Consider the following 17,797-nt stretch of genomic DNA (forward strand, 5'->3'; position numbering starts at 1 on the left):
CCACAACTTTAGAAACCCCTCCGGATTTTATGTATCATCTGCCAAAGCTGTAATAGACAGCGCCGTTTTGCAGCCCGCCTCTGAACCGCGCCAGCTCGCTGACTGTCACAAGCTGGAAGCCCCGCTCCTTAAGGGCCGGGATAAGCGCCACAGCGGCGTCGCCGGACGCGTTATAGAGCTCATGCATAAGAATAATATCTCCGTCCTTCACTCCTCCAAGCACGCTCTGGATGCTGCTGGAGGCATTCCTGGTCTTCCAGTCGCGCGTATCTAAATTCCACATAATAATCGGATACGGAATGTTGGCCAGCACCGTGCCGTTCTTGCGGCCTCCCGGAAGACGGACCAGCGCCGGCGCTTCCCCTGTGACAGAGGCCACCGCCTGCCTGCACAGCTCCACCTGGTTTCTCACCTGCTCGGCGCTCAGCTTGTCCAGATACTTGTGGTTATATGTATGGTTCCCTATCTCATGGCCGTTCTGATACATCCTGAGAATCTCAGCCTGGTACGACGCCACGCGATCCCCTACTACAAAGAATGTACAGCGGCCGTCGTATTGCTCCATACTGTCCATAATCCGGTTTCCCACCGGGGCATACGGGCCGTCGTCGAAGGTCAGGGCCACCATGGGGGCATTCGGATCCAGATACCGCCCGCCGCTGAGCACGAGCCCGTCCGTCCGGCTCTCCTCCGGCTGCGGCGGCGTTTCCTGTCCATCCGAAACGGCGCCGTCCTGCGCCTCCTGGGACTCCTGCGGCTCCTCTGCCTGGCTTTCCTCCTCCGGCGCCGCCGGCCCGTCCATCTCCTGTGCGGCGCCGGCCTCCAGAGCCGGGCCCGTGGGATCCTTCGCGTAGGCCATCAGCGTCGCTCCCAGCATACATGCGGCCGTAAGAAAAATCGTTGTCCATCGTTTTACCTGTGTTGCATTTCGTCTCATCCGTCTTCTCTGCTTCCTTTCCTCTTCCTTCCTACTATCTATATGTCCTGAAACAGGCAATTATGATATAAATAGAGGGAGACGTATCCATCTGCTGCGCCGTATCCGTTACTGCCCGCGGCAATAACCCATACTTTTCTATTGTAACAAAAAAATGGAAAAAATCTATCACTTTTGCATTAAAAATTCTTTACTAATCCCCAATCTGTGCTATGATAAACATGATCCTCATCAGATCTGCCGGGCCAGACCCGGCAGGGATGTAAACAGACAACCTGTAAATTGGCTAAACATGAAAGGAAATCAAACATGGGTGGATTTTTTGGCGTAACCTCTAAAACAAGCTGCGCGCTGGATCTGTTTTTCGGCGTGGATTACCACTCCCATCTGGGAACCCGCCGGGGCGGCATGGCCGTATACGGCCCCAATGGCTTCAACCGTTCGATCCACAATATCGAAAATACCCCGTTCCGCACGAAATTTGAACGGGATGTGGACGAGCTGGAAGGGAATATGGGAATTGCCTGCATCTCTGATATGGAACCACAGCCTCTCTTAATTCAGTCCCATCTGGGCAGTTATGCGATCACAACCGTAGGAAAAATAAATAATGAGGAAGATCTGGTCAGCGACGCCTATGAAAAGGGCCACATTCATTTCATGGAGATGAGCGGCGGCAGAATCAATGCCACAGAGCTGGTCGCCTCGATCATCAATCAGGGCGAATCCCTGCTGGACGGACTGCTGCTCGCGCAGGAGAAGATTCAGGGCTCTATGAGTATCCTTCTTCTGACGCCTGAAGGCATCTACGTATCCAGAGACCGGCTGGGCCGCACCCCGGCGGTCATCGGCCGGAAAACGGACGCCTACTGCGTCTCATTTGAGAGCTTTGCGTATATTAACCTTGGCTACACGGACTATCGCGAGCTCGGCCCCGGTGAAATCGTCAAGATGACGGCTGAAGGCGTGGAATCCTTAAGCCCTGCCCGGAGCGAGATGAAGATCTGCTCCTTCCTCTGGGTGTATTACGGCTACCCGACCTCCTCCTATGAGGGTGTCAATGTCGAAAAGATGCGCTATGACTGCGGGCGCATGCTGGCCGCGCGGGATCACTCCAACGCGGATCTCGTTGCCGGCATCCCGGACTCCGGTATCGCCCACGCCATCGGCTACGCCAATGAATCCGGCATCCCGTTTGCCCGTCCTTTTATCAAATATACGCCGACCTGGCCGCGCTCCTTTATGCCCACCAGCCAGAACCAGCGAAACTTAATCGCGCGTATGAAGCTGATCCCTGTAGACGCGCTGATCCGCAATAAAAGCCTGCTGCTCATCGATGACTCCATTGTCCGCGGAACCCAGCTTGGCGAAACCACGGAATTCCTGTACCAGAGCGGCGCAAAAGAAGTCCACATCCGACCCGCGTGCCCGCCCCTGCTCTTCGGCTGCCTCTATCTGAACTTTTCGCGCTCCAATTCAGAGCTGGATCTGATCACGCGCCGCATCATCCGCGAGCGGGAGGGCGACCAGGTATCGGACGATCTTTTAGCCGACTACGCGGATCCGGACAGCCAGAACTATAAAGAAATGGTGGAGGTGATCCGCAAAAAGCTGAACTTCACCTCTCTCCAGTTCCACCGCCTTGACGATCTGGTGGCCTCTATCGGCCTCTCCCCGTGCAAGCTGTGTACATACTGCTGGAGCGGCAAAAAATAAAGTAACAAAAAAAGGTAACAGCCTTAGCCGCTGTTACCTTTTTTTTTTCTGTATGCGCGGCGCCGCCGCAAAAAGGGCAATCCCGCCTGCCAGGATAAACAGGGAGATAAACTGGGAGGTCGAGAGCCGCCCCACTGAACCTCGGATCAGATCCCCGCGCAGGAATTCCAGCGCAAAGCGCCCGATGCTGTAGCAGATCAGATACAGAGCCGCCGTCTGACCATCCGCCCTAAGGCGCTTCGAGGCCGCAAGCAGAAGCAGGCAGTGGATAAAGTCCAGCCCGCTTGCCATGAGCTGCACAGGGAGCAGCGGCACGCCATTGGGCGCAAAATCGGAATTCGTAAAAACAATCGAAAAGGGCGTCTCCATCTGAAGCCCATAACAGCACCCCGCCAGAAAGCAGCCGATGCGCCCAAACCCCTGCGCCAGCGCCACAGCCGGAACCACCAGATCAAAGTAAGCGAAAAAGGGAAGCTTTTTTATCCGGCAGAACAGCCAGCCTCCGAGAACCCCACCGATGATGCCCCCATATACCACAAAGCCGTCCCCCAGATTTAAAAGCATCCCGGGATCCTCGAGTATCTCGTCAAATACGGTCGCATAGTACAGCAGCTTGGCGCTCACAATCCCTGACACGATCGTATAAAACGCCAGGGAAAGGATGATGTCACTGTCCATGCCCCGCTTCTTTGCACGGTATTCTGTCAGCAGGTAGGCGGCTACAAAGCCAATGCCAATCATCAGCCCGTAGCCGTGTACCGTCAGCCCCCCTATTGTCAATAAATCATTTTTCATTTCTTCCTCCGCCCCGCAGGAGCTGTAACAGTTCCAATGATCGGAACCGGTCTGTATCGCTCCTACTGCACAACCACAATAGAAGTATCTCCCTTTTTCGCCTGTTCTATTACCGCAGCCGATAATTTTGCGAAATTCCCGCCGGAGCTGCTGGCTCCTGACACCGTGTCCACCTCCTGCGGATTCTGTGTTTCAATGAGCTGCGCCACATAACTGCGGGTGTATTCATTGGGATATGTGCTGCCTGCAGACAGCATATTCTGCATATATGCATTATCCCACGCCTTGATATACCCGCTCGGATCCTTTGCATTAAATTCCGCATATACAATCCTGTCATTTTTTACCAGAATACAGAGGTACTCCTTCCATCCATGGGAGTAATCCGCCATTTCCGCTGTATAAAAGCCGTCCTGCATTTCCTTTGCGCCTGCCCGGCTGACCCAGACTCCCAGCAAAAGCAGCAGGGAAAGAAATACGGCGCCAAAAAAAATTCGTTTTTTCATCATTCCAATCCTCCTCGTCAGGAACTATATATCTCCGGCATCCCGCCGCGCCTGATTTTGTTTCATGACGTTAGATGTCCCGGATCCTTTACCTTCACCCGGGCCACATAGTCTTTCAGGCCCTCTGACTGAGCGAGCGAATCAGCCGCCATCTTATCCGTCTCCTGCGCCAGATCGCGGTTTGCGTCGGCGATTTCCCGGAGGGACATGAGCTGGGTGTTGACCGTCTTAACGGATCTGGTCTGCTCCTCCACCGTCACAGACAGCCTCTCGGAAATATCGCGGTACTGCTCCGTCACCTCGCGGATCTGGCCAAACGCGCCTGCCGTCTGATCCGCCGTGTCAAGCCCCTGCCGAATCACCGTTGTGGAATGCTCTATGATATCCATGGTCTGATGCAGGGCGTCCGCCGTCTGCCTGGACAGGCGGCCAATCTGAGAGGCGACCACCATAAAGCCGCGCCCCGCCTCTCCCGCTCTCGCCGCCTCAATTGAGGCGTTGAGTGACAGGAGGTTCGTCTGATTGGAAATGTCCTCTATCAATTTACTGATCTTTGAGATCTCCGCCACCGCGTCGTGAACTTCGTTCATGGTCCTTAACATATCCTGCATATAGCCGGCTCCCAGAGCCGTCTTTTCCTTCGCATTCTCAGAGCATGCCTCGATCTGCCGGGCATTATCCTCGTTCTGCCGGATGGATGCCTGGATATCATCCATGCTCTTTACAAGCTGCTCAAGCAGCGCAGACTGGTTGACAGAGCCGTCATAAAGCTCCCTGGCGTAGCCTGAAACCCCGCTGGAGTTTCGGTTCACCTCCACTGCGGAACGGCTCATCTGCGCCATGGTCTGATTCAGGGACAGGGCGATATGGCTCAGCGAATCGCGGATGGAGATAAAATCACCGTGAAATCCGTCCGGAATCTCCACCGTATAATCGCCGGCGGCCAGCGCCCCCAGGCATTCCCTGATATCCTGTATGTACAAGTTTAAGCTTTCAATCGTTTTCGCCAGCGCGGAGGTCAGAATTCTTGTCTCATCATTGCTGGCTGAAGGAACGACTTTCTCTGTCAGGTTCCCGTCCGCCAGCGCCTGCAGCCGCCCTGTTGCCAGCGACAGGGAACCTGATATCTTCCCCGCCAGGGGAATAATCAGCGCCGCTGATATAAACAGCAGAAGAAGCGTCAGTATGATCGTCACAAGCTCTGAAAACAGCAGCGTGCCCATATAATCCACCTGCGGCACATCCACAAGAAGCGACCAGTTCGTCCCGGGAATTGGCGCATAGCCGGCATAATGGCGCACGCCGTGCTCACGTATGATCGCAGAACCGGTCTGGAACTCCAGCGCCTTGTCAAACACTCTGGCATTCTTTTCCGAGGGATAAAGCTCATACACATTCTGCCGGCCGGCGGCATTTTCCAGCTCGCGATCGCCGATCACGGTTCCGTCCTCATTCAGAATAATCGCAGTCCCGGTATTTCCCAGAATCAAAAGGCTTAGCACATCATTTAACAGATCATACTTATAGCTTCCCACCAGATAGCCGGTGATCCCTTCCTCATCCTTTAAAGGGACTGCCACACAGAGCTGCCAGAGGCCCTCCTGCCGGTACGGCTCTCCGATCACCGTACTGCCGGTTTTCTCTATCTGCGCATAGTATCCTGTATCCGCAACCGAATCCGGCGCCGTCTCATCCCCATAGAGCTTATGTCCCGAGGTATCGTAGGCCGCGAGCCATACAAACTCTATCAGCGTCTCTGCCTCGTCTATGCGCGCCTCCTTCTGCTCCTTTGTCACGGATTCGGACAGGAACGTATCTTCAGAAGAGAGGGTGTACATCCGCTCTGTCAGGAGATGGAGATTGGAGCTGATATTCTGGGAGGCAATCCTCGCGGTGATCCGCATGTTATCCAGCAGTATCACATTCGTGGAGCGGATGCTTCCGAATGACATGATCACTGTAATCAGCAGCGCCAGGCAGATGGAAACGAACATCACATAAAAGATGATTTTGTGGTTTAACGTACGAAACTTTTTCATGATAATTAAAACCTCTTAAAAGTGTATTTCATAGTAATTAATCATACCATCAACGCAGGGATTGATCAATCTTTATTTTGTATATTGTACCAAAATAGATATTGACATCCTCCCCTTTATTCGCTAGAATATAACAGTATGTTTACATTAAACTGTCCGTGTCCAGGTTTTGATGCAAACCAAATACAAAATTTAATCTTTTATTTTCATAATCACATATTCAATGGAGGTGTACCAATTGGCAAACATTAAATCTGCTAAAAAGAGAATTTTAGTCGCAGAGACAAGAGCTGCAAGAAACAAAGCGATCCGTTCCAAGGTTAAAACCGCCTGCAAGAAGGTGGAAGCCGCGATTGCCGCAGGCGACAAGTCTGCCGCACAGGCTGCGTTATTAGCCGCCACCAGCGAGATTGACAAGGCTGCTTCCAAGGGAGTTTATCACGACAATACCGCCTCCCGCAAGGTATCCCGTTTATCAAAGGCTGTGAATACGCTGGCTTAAGCGCATGTGAAAGCCGGATTTTTATACGAACCTGAAAGAGACTCTGTATGGTGTGGCAGAGTCTCTTTTGGGTTGTCTGTCATTTCTTTAAAAAATCGCTGAACTCCTTTAAATCCTTTTTCGTCTCTTCAGAAAGGGCGTTGAATTCCATATTCTGCACCGCGCCCTCCAGGGCGTATAAATGCACCAGGCAGACGTTCGGATATGCTTCCTTCAGCTTTACAAACGCCTGCTTCGCGCCTGCCTCCATCAGCCTTTCCGGCGAGTCAATCCCGACTGCCGTCAGCTTTCCAGCCATCTCCTTACCGATATTCATCATCAATGTTAATTCTGACATAACCGTTTTCCTCCTCTGCCCCGATATGGCCGATATTCGTTAAAGAGCGTTCCTAGAGCGTGTTTGAAAATTGCTTTCTGGTAGCTGTGCGTGCCACTTTGTGGGAGATTTGTGCCAAATGAACGCGGCGCAGCGGGCTGCGTTAAGTGAATTTGGCACAAATATACCGCGAAGTGGGGCGTGCAGATGCCAGGAATGAATTTTCAAACACGCTCTAGTGTAAACTCTCCATCCCCATCAGGTTGTATTTCACATAATCCTCCAGGCCCACTCCCAGGCTGAACAAAATAACCCATACAATAATGCGTACGACAAGCGCCGCCTTCTTCGGAAGCAGGAGCACCGGATACAGCCTTCTGTCCCAGTCCGCGACATTAAAGGCGATCAGCGTCGCCGCCCACAGATACAGGGACACAGCAATCAGCTCCAAGAAAAATGTGCCCGCAGAAGAGCTGTTCTGCCTCACCATCCCCCAGCCCCCTATCAGCAAAAATGCGTACCCGGCGGCGGCCGCCGCATTTTTCCTTGATTCTCTTGTCCTGAAACCGGGAATTCCCCGGATGATACGGCCGATGCGGCCCTGCCTTTCATTCTTCCTGGGCGCTTTTTGCCATACGGGCGCTCCCTTCCATCGCGGGCCTGTCCGACCAGCCTCTGTCTCAATTGTCCGCTTCAGCTCCTGTATTGTCTGGAACCGGTTCCTCGCGTCTATCTCAATGCACCGCCTGATAATGGAGCAGAGCGGATCGGCGCTGTATAAACCCTGGGCCGGCAGATTTCCGGTCAGGAGCTTATTAAGCAGCGCGCCCACCGCATAGATATCCGCTCTTGCGTCTGTCTGCATAAAGCCAAACTGCTCCGGCGCGGCATAGCCGGCTGTCCCGAGAATCACAGTGTCCTGTGTCCCGCCCTCCTTTACCAGCCGGATAATCCCAAAGTCAATGATTTTGACGACCCCGTCATTGGAAATCATAATATTTTCCGGCTTGATATCCCTGTGCACCATACCCATATTATGGATCGCAAAAAGGCCGCTGCAGATGTCCCTGATGATATTACACGCCCTTTCTTCCTCAAAAAGGCCGTCCTTCTCCATCTGCTCCGCGAGTGTGTTTCCATTAATAAACTCTTCGATCACCATGCCTTTTTCATGGTTCCACGCTGCGTCACGGATTTCTGCAATATTCCGGTTCACCAATCCCCTGAGCCTTCCACAGGCGGCCGCCGACCGGGGATCCATATATTTCTTCACATAAATCTTCCCGTCGCTTTTTTTCTTCACAAGAAACACGCCGGTCTCCGGCTTCCCGCTAAGGCATGTCAGCTCCTCAAAGTTCTCCTCCAGGTACGCAAGCTTCCAATCCTCCCTCTCCATCATTGACTTTTCTCCCAGATAAATGATACTATTGAAACGTAACAGTTTAGACGGGCAAGAAGATGCCTTGTCTGAACTGTTCCATTTACACAGATTCTTCAAACGAGGTTTTTGAGCATGAAAAAAACAACCGGCGAATTATTAGAGCTGTTGAAACGCTCGCCAAACGCATCCTCCTATATTAACGGCGCGTCGGACGATCTGATACAGCCAGTTCCCCTCTCCGACTACCTGGCCCGCCTGATCCTTGAGAGACATATGAAAAAAAGCAGCCTGATCCGCCCCTCCGGCCTGGATCGCGGCTATGTATACGACATCCTGGCCGGCAAAAAGAATCCGTCCCGCGATAAAGTCCTGGCCATCTGCTTTGCGTTTCCGCTCTCTGACGCGGAAACGCAGCAGCTTTTAAAAGCCACCGGCTACGCCCCGCTCTATGCCCGGCTCGGGCGGGACAGCGTGATTTTATTTGCCCTTCAGCACAGCCTCTCCCTGATCGAGGCAAATAACCTGCTGTACGACATGAATTACCCGATCCTGGAATAGGACGCCTGTCCCTTCCCGCGCCCGACCAGCAGAAGCTCCACGGCAAGCCTTCCGTCCATACGCCCTGTCTTCACTGCCTCCTCTGCCTCCACGCATTCATTTACCAGCTCCACAAGCTCCCTCTTTGAAAATGCGCCGGCCTGCGCTGAGAGCTTCCCCGCCACAAACGGGGGAACCTTAAGCTGGGACGCAATCTCGCCCCGCCCTTTTTTCTGCTCTGTCAGCTCTTTTACCTGCAGAAGCTGGTTAAACTGCCTGGCAATCAGAAACAGAACACGCATCGGCGGCTCTTTCAGGGACAGGAGATCCTGAAACAGGCCCATGGCCTGCTTCGTGTTTCCCGCCACCATGGCGTTCACCATCTCAAAGATACGGCTGCTCACCTGGACGCTGGTAATAGCCTTCACATCCTCCGGCGTGACCACATCCGAGCCCATGGTATACGAGATCAGCTTTTCCAGCTCCATCCAGATCTGTTCCATATCGTCCCCGGTCCGCTCTAAAAAGAGATTCATTGTCGCGCCTGTCACCTTCCGCCCGTTTCTCGCCAGGATAGAGGCCGCCCAGCGCGCAAGCTGCGCGCTGTCCTGCCGCTTCATCTCCGCCGCATACCCCAGCTCTTTTACCCGCTTATAAAGCTTACCGCGCTTATCCACCGCCTCCTCCACAAATAAAAGGCAGGTCGTCCCGGGCATGGCCGGCAGCCAGGCGGCAAGCTCGTCCGACGCCGCTTTAAAAAAGCCGCTGTCTTCTATCAGAATCAGGCGCTTCTCACTGAAAAACGGCATGGTATCCCCAAGGCTTATGATCTCCTTTACATCCAGCCCTTTTCCCTGGAAAGAATGGTAATTCATCGTATCCCCGCCCGTTATGGCTTCCCTTAGCTTTCTTTTATAGCTTTGTTTTAAAAATGCCTCCTCTCCGAAGAGAAGGTACGCGGGTTTAAACTGCCGTGTTTTTATATCCTCATTTAATGTCTGCATCTTCATCTCCCTGAACAAAACGTAACAGTTCAGCCTTCGACTCCGCGAGGTGTTTTTTGTGAGCGAAGGTCACAGAAAACCCGAGGCTGCAAGCGCGATATTCTGCAGAAAACACAATTTCTGTGCATCATTTATTGCAGTTTAGCCGGGAGGCTGAACTGTAACAACAAAACCGCTCAAGCGCCGCCTGCCAACTGCCAGCCATCCGCTGATCCGCATCGTCTTCCCATCTGTCCGCGCCCGGATCGCCCCGGACCGCGCGGTATGCCACAGACTGCACCCCTGCCTGTCCAGCCGTTTAACCGTCTCCCCCGCCGGATGGCCGTAGGAATTCCCCTCCCCATAGGAGAGGATAGCCGCGGCCGGCCGGATCGCCTCTAAGAATTCCCCGCATGATGAGCCCGAGGAGCCGTGATGCGCCGCCTTTAAAATGGAAACGGCGCCTTTGGAGTCTTCTCCTCCCAGCCCGGCTTTGAGAAGCCCCCTCTCCTCATCCGCGCCGATATCTCCGGTCAGAAGCATCCGAAAGCTCCCGTATTCCACAGAAAAAACAAGGCTGTGGCCATTTCGGTCCTTTGTACCGCTTTCGGAGCCGGACCGCCGGATTGCCAGATCGGCATTCTCCGTCCAGTCCGCTGTTTCCTGCGGGATCTGCGTCTCCTCCTGCGGGTGAAGGCATGTAAGCACAAGCTCCCCGGCCTTTATACGCCCGCCTCTTGCCATATAATACACCTGCATCCCCTTCGCGCGCGCCAGCATCTCCAGTTTCCCGTAAACCTCCTGTCCCCGGCCCGCCGCGGGAAGAACCAGGCAGTCCGCCGTGATGCCCGTCTCCTCCTCCAAAAGCCAGATAATCCCATTCATGTGATCCGCATCGCCGTGGCTGACAAGGATAAAATTAAGATGGCCCACGCCCTGGCTTTTCAGGAAGGGGACAAGACGGTTTTTCCCGACGGATTTGTCCTGGCTGCTCCCGCAGTCTGACAAAATAGCCGCATCATTCGTGCGCAGCAGGACGCCGTCCCCCTGCCCCACATCCATAAACCAGATATCCAGCCCGCGCACAGGGCGTATGAACAGAAACAGCGCCGCCAGAGCGGCCCAGACGCCCCGTTTAAGCCGGGATCCCGGCTTCCGGCCGCCGCGGTTCCCGAGATACCATGCCAGGGCGCTGTAATATACCGCTGTCTGCCACCACTCCGGCCGCCCGGCCAAAATGGATGAAAACGGCAGGGACAGCGATACGCGGCAAAGCATGCGGTAAAGCGCAAGGATGTAATGCCCCGGCCCGGCCGATGCGCAGGCCGCCCACCGCAGCGCCTCTGCAAACACCCCTCCCGGAAACGCCGGAAAAAGATCCGCCAAAAGTCCCCCAAGCATCCACAGGCCCGCTGCCAGAATCCCGGAAGCGGCGGCATATGACATGAGCGGCAGCACCAGAAGATTCAGGAATATCCCCCATGGCGGGAACGAAAAAAAGTGGTATAAAAGAGCCGGGAGCGTCGCGAGCTGAACCGCAAAGCTGACGCCGAGAGATTCGCCCAGGGAGCCTTTCAGGCCGGCGAAGAGAGCCCCCGCGCTTCCCCGGGCCCCGTTCCCGGAAGGCGCGCCCTTCTTTTCATTCTCCCCTTCTTCCGGCCCTTTTTCCCTCCGGAGCTCTTTCTCCCTGTCCTTTTTCAACTGCGCCCGAAGGCCGATGGCGGCCACGGCCCCATACGAGAGCTGGAGCCCCCCGCTTGTCAGAAGAAGCGGCGAATCCCATGAAAGCAGCAAAAGCGACAGCGCCATGGCCGAGAGCAGATCATACGTCCTCCCAAGCTGCATGGCCGCAAACGAGCAGAGCAGCATAAAGACTGCGCGGTATACGGAAGGGCCAAACCCGGTCACTCCTGCGTAGAATACAAGCGCCGCGCCGGAGCAGAGCCCCGCCCCCGCAAAGCCCGCCCCGGCTTTGCGCAGAAGCCCGAAAAGTCCCATGCCGATCAGGGATACATGCAGGCCGCTTACAGCCAGGATGTGGGCAATCCCGCTGTCTTCAAAAAGCTTCTCATCCTCCTCTGGCAGCATGCTCCGATCTCCCAGAAGGACGGCGCGGTAAATCCCCTGATCCTTTGGCCCGAACACGGCCTCCACCGCAAGGCCCGCCGCCCTTTTAAAGCTCTGCGCCTGATGATAAAACAGGGGCGCCTCCCCGTCCTCCCCCTCTGCTTCCCGCGCCTTTAAAACGCAGAAAATCTTCTGCGAGCGGTAATACAGGCGGGCGTCAAACTGGCCGGGATTGCGCGCTTCCTTATAAAGCTCCAGCTTTCCCATGGCCTTAAGGCGGGCCGATTCCTCAAAACCGCCCTCCGGCGCGCTGACCATCAGGCGCTTCTGCCTGTATGTCCGCCCGCCCGCATAAACCGTGGCGTCCGACAAAAGGACGCTGCAAAAGCCGTTTTTCTCTGAGACGCGGACAATCCGCCCTTCCGCCCTGGCGTAGGGTATGGCTCCCTCCCTCTCAAGGCGCGCCTCCAGAGGGTTCGGCCGAAGCTCCGCGCCCATCCGCAGCGCCCCGGCCGCGAAACACAGGGCCAAAAGAAGCCGTCCGGGCGCGCATTGTTTTCTGCATATGCAGAGCAGATAAAAGACAGCCGGCAGCAATACGCCGGACGCCATGCGCCCCGTATTTCCATTTGCCATATTGCAGAACCAGTACGCTGCGACCTCTCCAAGTACAAAAGCCCCTGTTATCCACAAAAATGGCCGTTTGATGTTCCTTTTCCCTCCTTAATCCTGAATATATTTCTCCTCCCGCCCAAGCGGCGACGCCAGGGATATCGCATTGCGGTACATAACGTCCGCCGATCCGGCCACGGTTATCTGCACCTTTGTCACGGTCTGCAGCTCGGTCAGGGAATTCACAAGCGCATAGACCGGGATATACTCCGCCATATCCGGGTTGCCGTTTAAGAAGCTGCCGTCTAGGTTGACGTAGCACACGCCGTCCGTCAGAGACACATTCAGGATCTTTGTATCCTTTGGCAGAACGGCCCCTGCGCCGCCCTGCGGGCCGGCCAGAAGCTGCTCCACGACCAGCTTTTCCATGGAAGTGCTGATATTGTGGACCAGCTCCCGCGTCTCAGGGACGAGACTGTCCCCCGCCTCATTCGCGAAATAGAGCTTCAGTTCCACGCGCTCAAAGGAGTTGACATCCGAGACGCTCTCCACGAAATCCGATCCGGAAAAGGCTCCGACCGGATTCCCGTGGCTGTCCCACAGCGGCTGGCCGTCACAGTTGATGCTGATATAGTCAATGCCCGGTATCTGGGTAAAGGTCTTGGCAAGCGCCGCCCTGCAGAGAATCTCCCTGGAGGGCTTAGCCGCGCTGTATTCGCGGTTAAAATTCAGATAAAGGATGTTGTCCTCCTTCTGGATCCCCAGAAGCGCTGTCCGATCTCCCAGAATCGCCTGATAATCCGGGTAATCCGGCGCCTTTAAAATCTGCTGCGCCAGCTCGCCCAGCAGAAGATCCGGATCGTCTGTCTGCGTCTTGTAGCTGGCCGCCGCCAGTTTTGTCCGGTTGGAATTTAAGTAATAAATCTGATAGACCCCGTCCGCCGGCTCCTCCTGCGCGCCCGTTTCCTTACAGGCCGAAAAAAGGAGGCCCATGAGGATACACAGCGCGCACAATACCGGACGGATGTCCGCTCTCCCCTTTTGTCTCTTCTCCTGCTTCAAACGCCGTCCCTCTTTTCCTATGGAATGTAGTTTAACGGAATACGCACCGTAAACGTAGTCCCGTCGCCTTCCCTGCTCAGAAGCTTGATCGCGCCCTGGTGCAGCATCACAATGCTCTTCGTGATCGAAAGCCCGAGGCCCGTCCCGCCCGTCTCCCTGGAGCGCGCCTTATCCACCCGGTAAAACCGTTCAAATACCTTGGACTGGAATTCCTCCGGAATGCCCACGCCATTGTCAATCACTTTGACATAGAAAAATTTATGATCTGCATCAAGAATGACGCGCACCCAGCCGTCCTCATGGTTATATTTGACCGCATTCTCCACCAGATTCGTAAGCGCCAGGGACAGCTTCACCTCGTCCACATCCGCCGTCACTTCGCGGATGCTCTCATAGATCAGCTCGATATTGCGCTTTTTGGCAATGGGCCTGACACGCTTTAGGATCTGTTCCAGCAGCGCATTGACCGAGGCGGAGCTGATATTCAGATCCGGGGACGATTTATCCATCTTAACCAGCGTCAGCAGATCGTCGATGATCTTATTTTCCCGGTCGATTTCATCCGAAATATCGACCATAAACTCCCGGTACAGCTCCACCGGCGCGTCCTCCATGGCCATCAGCGAGTCGGCGAGGACGCGGATCGATGTGATGGGCGTTTTCAGCTCATGGGAGACATTGGAAACGAATTCCTGCCTCGACTGATCCACATCTTTCAGCCGGCGGATCGTCTCGCGCACGGAGCCCGATATGTCGCGCGTCTCCAGATAATCATTGACCTCAATCTCCTGATCCAGATTTCCCTCCGCCACCAGGCCAAGCTGCTGGGAAAGGCGCTTAAAGGGTTTTAGAAGCTGCGCCACCGCGAAAAAATCGGCGGCGGCCACAAGACAGGCCAGAAGAAGCTGGAAAAATCCCGCCCTGTGGTTTACATTTTCCACCAAAAGGGCCACGCTCTCCGTTGAGGCCGTCATAAGAAGCGCTCCTTCCACCGGATCGCCCTCCGGCTTCTTACCGCCTGCCCCCGGGGCGTCCGCCTTTCCGTAGATTGGCAGCGTCAGATAAAAATAATCCTTTTCCTCATTAAGGCGGCTTCCCGACTCGCCGTCAAGCGCCTTTAAAACCTCCTCCACCACACAGAACCGCCCCTTTGCCACCTCAAAGGTGTCCCGGATAATGCGGTAGCTGCTGTCAATCACCACGATCCGCCCGTTGAACAGATCGGCTGTCACATTCAGCTCCGCGTCCAGGGACGGATTTCCCGTATTGCTGAGCGCGCCGTTAATATAATCGGAGCTGCGCATCCGGTTCGCGAGCATCAGGCATTTATTCTGCGCCTCAATCATGCTCTCCTCGATCCGGCTCTTCCTGAAAAAACCGGACATAAACCGCGCCTGCACCAGGAGCGGGAGCAGCGTCAGCACCAGAATACAGATCAAAAGCGGCGCGCGCATCCCCACAGAGCGGGTAAAATTCCATTTCCATTTTGTCATGCCGCGCCTCTATTCCATCCGCTTCGCCGCGGCAATCGCCAGGGAACCGGGGCCGATATGGCATGCAATGCTTAAGGACAGCGGATCCACATGGATATCCGCCCCCGGAAACAGCAGGGCCAGCTCCTCTTTCAGGGCCATCGCCGCCTCCCCGTTCTGCGTGTGCGCAATCTCTAAGTGAACGCGGCTGCCGTCCGTATCTCCCCACCGCGTCTCCAGGTCATGCCGGATCGCGGCAATCATCATGGATTTCGCCTGCTTCATGGTCCTCGCCTTTGCAAACGCGTCCAGCTTTTCCCCCTGGATGCTTAAGACAGGCTTGATGCGCAGAAGCGTTCCCAACGCGGCGGCGGCGGGCGTGATCCGTCCTCCCTTTTTTAAATATTTCAGGGTGTCAACCGTGATGTAGATCGTGGCGTCCATGCCGCTTTCCTCCAGCTTGTCCCGGATTTCGGCCGCTCCCATGCCGGAATCCGCCATCATCAGCGCGTCCAGCACGGACTGGCGCTGCGTCACGGAAATTCGGTGGTTATCCGCCACCCAGACGCGCCCGTCATACTCCTCCGCCAGCATGGAAGCTGTCTGGCAGGAGCCGGATAAGCCGCTGGACATCGGGATATGGACAATCTCGTCATACTCCTCCAGTATCTGATCCCAGAGCTCCAGTATCGCCTCGGGCGACGGCTGGGAGGTGGCAATATCCCCGCCCCCGGAAAGTCGTTCATAAAATTCCGGCTGGGTGAGCGTAATATCCTCCAGATACTCCTGCCCGTCAATCATAAACGGCATGGGAAGCACAAAAATGCCCAGCCGCTTCCCCTCTGCCTGCGTAATCCCGCTGTTGCTGTCTGTCACTACCGCAATTTTCATTTCTTCCTCCAGATCATAGCCGTCTCACGGTTCAGAAAACCCGAACCGCTGCGAACCGTTTACTCTTTTAACTTACGCGCCCTTCTGCCCAGGCAGGCCGCTCAAGGCTGTTCCGCTGCGCCGGACGAGGTGTACAGGTGATAATAAACGCCTCTTCTCTCCATCAGCGCTTCATGGTTTCCCTCCTCGACAATCCGGCTTCCGGACAGCACCAGGATCCGGTCCGCCCCGCGGATGGTCGTCAGCCGGTGGGCGATGGTCAGCGTCGTCCGCCCCGCCGCCAGCTTATCAAGGGATTCTGACACCACGTGCTCGCTCTCATTATCCAACGCCGCCGTGGCCTCGTCAAGCAGCAGCACCTTCGGCTCTTTGAGAAATACCCTTGCAATGCTGATCCGCTGCTTCTGCCCTCCTGACAGCTTCACGCCGCGCTCGCCTACATAGGTATCATACCCATCTTTCAGAGCTTTAATAAATTCATGCGCGCCGGCAAGCTTTGCAGCCCCTATCACCTCGTCCTTCGACGCGCCTGGACGGCCATAAGCGATATTGTCATAAACGCTGCCGGAAAACAGATACACATCCTGCTGGACCACGCCGATACGGCTTCGCAGGCTCTCAAGCGTCGCCTTCCTGATATTCTGCCCGTCCAGCAGGATCTCCCCCCGCGTGGGATCATAAAAGCGGGGGATCAAGCTGCACAGCGTCGTCTTTCCGCCGCCGGACGGCCCCACCAGAGCGACCTTCTCTCCCGGCCGGATCGTCAGATCAATATCAGACAGCACAGGCGATCCGTCGTCCGGGTATTCAAACGATACATGGCGGAATGTGATCTCTCCCTTTACGTCTGTCAGAGGGCGCGCGTCCTCCTCATCGAAAATATCGACATTCGCGTCCATCAGCTCCGTAAAGCGCTCAATCCCTGTCATCCCCCGCTGGAACTGCTCCGCAAATTCAATGATGCGCCGGATGGTCGCCAGAAGCGTGGTCACATACATCGTATAAGCCACCAGATCCGCCGGTAAAATGAGCCCTTTGATCATAAACAGGCCGCCGGCCAGAATCACCACCACATACATCAGTCCGTCAAACATACGGATCGTATTCTGAAATGCCGCCATGTATTTATACGTCTGCCGCTTGATATGCAGAAATTCCTGGTTGTCCCGGCTGAATTTTCCAAGCTCCACCTTTTCGTTTGCAAAGGCGCGGACCACCTTATTCCCCAAAAGGCTGTCCTCGATGCGGGCGTTCAGCTCGCCGATATGGTTGCGCTGGTTGCGGAATGCCTTGCGCACCTGGAGGTTAAAATACGAGCACGAGATCGCCATCACCGGAATCAGCACGAATATGATCACCGTCAGAAGCACATTGATCCGCGCAAGAACCACAAAGGCCACGGCGGCCTTCAAAAATGCGATAAAGAACTCCTCCGGGCAGTGATGCGCAAACTCCGTCACGTCAAACAGATCGCTCGTGATGCGCGACATGATCTGCCCGACCTTGGTATTATTGAAATAATTGTCCGAGAGCTTCTGCAGGTGCGCGAACGCGTCCTCCCGCATGTCCGTCTCGATCGAGGCCCCCATCACGTGGCCGTTATAGGCCATATAGAAGCTCGCTATGCCGTCTATCACACGCAGGATGAAGTATACGGCGCTGATACTCACAATCATGCGCACAGTGAGCGCAGAGAGATCCTGCATGCCCACGTTCGTGATATAGCGCAGGATCATCGGCAGCACCAGCTCGCAGACCGTGGTGAGCGCCGCGCAAAAAAGATCCAGCGCCATAATCCATATATATTTCCTGTAGTATGGGATAAATCGTTTTAAAAGCGCGCCTGTCTTCATTGTGTTCCTCCTGTGTGAAATGGCTGGGGGTGGTTTTTGTCCATTTAAGTATTGTATCACATACAGGGCGCGATTTCACTAACTTTTCATAAATTAGGGGTTACAGTTCACGGGGCGGGAAAAACTGG

General features: G+C 55.1%; 16 protein-coding genes and 1 pseudogene. 4 read left to right on the forward strand and 13 right to left on the reverse strand.

Annotated elements, in window-relative coordinates:
* Positions 1-34: 34 nt before the first annotated feature.
* Positions 35-937, reverse strand: a complete 903-nt coding sequence (locus NFS31_RS10825; protein ID WP_251494727.1) for a polysaccharide deacetylase family protein — start codon at positions 935-937, stop codon at positions 35-37.
* A gap of 309 nt (positions 938-1,246) precedes the next feature.
* On the opposite strand from NFS31_RS10825, the gene NFS31_RS10830 reads away from it, so the two are divergent.
* On the forward strand, positions 1,247-2,653 hold the full coding sequence (locus NFS31_RS10830) for an amidophosphoribosyltransferase (protein WP_251494729.1): 1,407 nt from the start codon (positions 1,247-1,249) through the stop codon (positions 2,651-2,653).
* 33 nt (positions 2,654-2,686) lie between these two features.
* Here the strand turns inward: NFS31_RS10830 and NFS31_RS10835 are convergent, their stop codons facing one another.
* The 3 genes from NFS31_RS10835 to NFS31_RS10845 all read right to left on the reverse strand — a co-directional run bounded on the left by NFS31_RS10835 (position 2,687) and on the right by NFS31_RS10845 (position 5,993).
* A complete protein-coding gene (locus tag NFS31_RS10835) occupies positions 2,687-3,448 on the reverse strand; it encodes a prolipoprotein diacylglyceryl transferase (protein ID WP_251494731.1) in 762 nt (253 codons plus the stop codon).
* A gap of 62 nt (positions 3,449-3,510) precedes the next feature.
* Positions 3,511-3,957 carry an FMN-binding protein gene (locus tag NFS31_RS10840; protein WP_251494733.1) on the reverse strand — a complete coding sequence of 149 codons (447 nt, stop codon included), beginning with the start codon at positions 3,955-3,957 and terminating at the stop codon, positions 3,511-3,513.
* 59 nt (positions 3,958-4,016) lie between these two features.
* Complete coding sequence (locus tag NFS31_RS10845; RefSeq protein WP_251494735.1) at positions 4,017-5,993, reverse strand: methyl-accepting chemotaxis protein; 1,977 nt, start codon at positions 5,991-5,993, stop codon at positions 4,017-4,019.
* A gap of 238 nt (positions 5,994-6,231) precedes the next feature.
* Between NFS31_RS10845 and rpsT the strand changes: the two genes are divergently transcribed.
* A complete protein-coding gene (gene rpsT, locus NFS31_RS10850) occupies positions 6,232-6,495 on the forward strand; it encodes a 30S ribosomal protein S20 (RefSeq protein WP_251494737.1) in 264 nt (87 codons plus the stop codon).
* 79 nt (positions 6,496-6,574) lie between these two features.
* On the opposite strand, the gene NFS31_RS10855 is transcribed toward rpsT, so the two are convergent.
* The gene (locus NFS31_RS10855) at positions 6,575-6,832 is read right to left on the reverse strand and encodes a TfoX/Sxy family DNA transformation protein (protein ID WP_251494739.1); all 258 of its coding nucleotides are present in this window, start codon (positions 6,830-6,832) and stop codon (positions 6,575-6,577) included.
* A gap of 39 nt (positions 6,833-6,871) precedes the next feature.
* Positions 6,872-7,039, reverse strand: a complete 168-nt coding sequence (locus tag NFS31_RS27665) for a DUF6783 domain-containing protein (protein ID WP_416389453.1) — start codon at positions 7,037-7,039, stop codon at positions 6,872-6,874.
* Between NFS31_RS27665 and NFS31_RS28320 the strand changes: the two genes are divergently transcribed.
* Complete coding sequence (locus tag NFS31_RS28320; protein ID WP_465223435.1) at positions 6,983-7,114, forward strand: DUF6783 domain-containing protein; 132 nt, start codon at positions 6,983-6,985, stop codon at positions 7,112-7,114. The genes NFS31_RS27665 and NFS31_RS28320 overlap by 57 nt on opposite strands.
* A 439-nt stretch (positions 7,115-7,553) precedes the next feature.
* Here NFS31_RS28320 and NFS31_RS28325 read toward each other — a convergent pair.
* Positions 7,554-8,210: pseudogene (locus NFS31_RS28325) on the reverse strand (serine/threonine protein kinase); the annotation flags it as partial.
* Between the two features lie 114 nt (positions 8,211-8,324).
* On the opposite strand from NFS31_RS28325, the gene NFS31_RS10865 reads away from it, so the two are divergent.
* Positions 8,325-8,750: a helix-turn-helix transcriptional regulator gene (locus tag NFS31_RS10865; protein WP_251494743.1), complete on the forward strand. Its 426-nt coding sequence runs from the start codon at positions 8,325-8,327 to the stop codon at positions 8,748-8,750.
* On the opposite strand, the gene holA is transcribed toward NFS31_RS10865, so the two are convergent.
* The 6 genes from holA to NFS31_RS10895 all read right to left on the reverse strand — a co-directional run bounded on the left by holA (position 8,732) and on the right by NFS31_RS10895 (position 17,669).
* Positions 8,732-9,733, reverse strand: a complete 1,002-nt coding sequence (gene holA, locus NFS31_RS10870) for a DNA polymerase III subunit delta (RefSeq protein ID WP_251494745.1) — start codon at positions 9,731-9,733, stop codon at positions 8,732-8,734. The genes NFS31_RS10865 and holA overlap by 19 nt on opposite strands.
* A 141-nt stretch (positions 9,734-9,874) precedes the next feature.
* Positions 9,875-12,415, reverse strand: a complete 2,541-nt coding sequence (locus tag NFS31_RS10875; protein ID WP_251494747.1) for a DNA internalization-related competence protein ComEC/Rec2 — start codon at positions 12,413-12,415, stop codon at positions 9,875-9,877.
* An 87-nt stretch (positions 12,416-12,502) separates the two neighbouring features.
* Complete coding sequence (locus NFS31_RS10880; RefSeq protein ID WP_251494748.1) at positions 12,503-13,453, reverse strand: GerMN domain-containing protein; 951 nt, start codon at positions 13,451-13,453, stop codon at positions 12,503-12,505.
* Between the two features lie 17 nt (positions 13,454-13,470).
* On the reverse strand, positions 13,471-14,946 hold the full coding sequence (locus tag NFS31_RS10885) for a sensor histidine kinase (RefSeq protein ID WP_251494750.1): 1,476 nt from the start codon (positions 14,944-14,946) through the stop codon (positions 13,471-13,473).
* Positions 14,947-14,955: 9 nt separating this feature from the next.
* Positions 14,956-15,816, reverse strand: coding sequence for a DegV family protein (locus NFS31_RS10890; RefSeq protein WP_251494752.1), 861 nt, complete (start codon positions 15,814-15,816; stop codon positions 14,956-14,958).
* A gap of 101 nt (positions 15,817-15,917) precedes the next feature.
* The gene (locus NFS31_RS10895) at positions 15,918-17,669 is read right to left on the reverse strand and encodes an ABC transporter ATP-binding protein (RefSeq protein WP_251494755.1); all 1,752 of its coding nucleotides are present in this window, start codon (positions 17,667-17,669) and stop codon (positions 15,918-15,920) included.
* Positions 17,670-17,797 lie beyond the last annotated feature (128 nt).

Origin of the sequence: Otoolea muris (assembly GCF_943193115.1) — a bacterium.
Classification (GTDB): domain Bacteria; phylum Bacillota; class Clostridia; order Lachnospirales; family Lachnospiraceae; genus Otoolea; species Otoolea muris.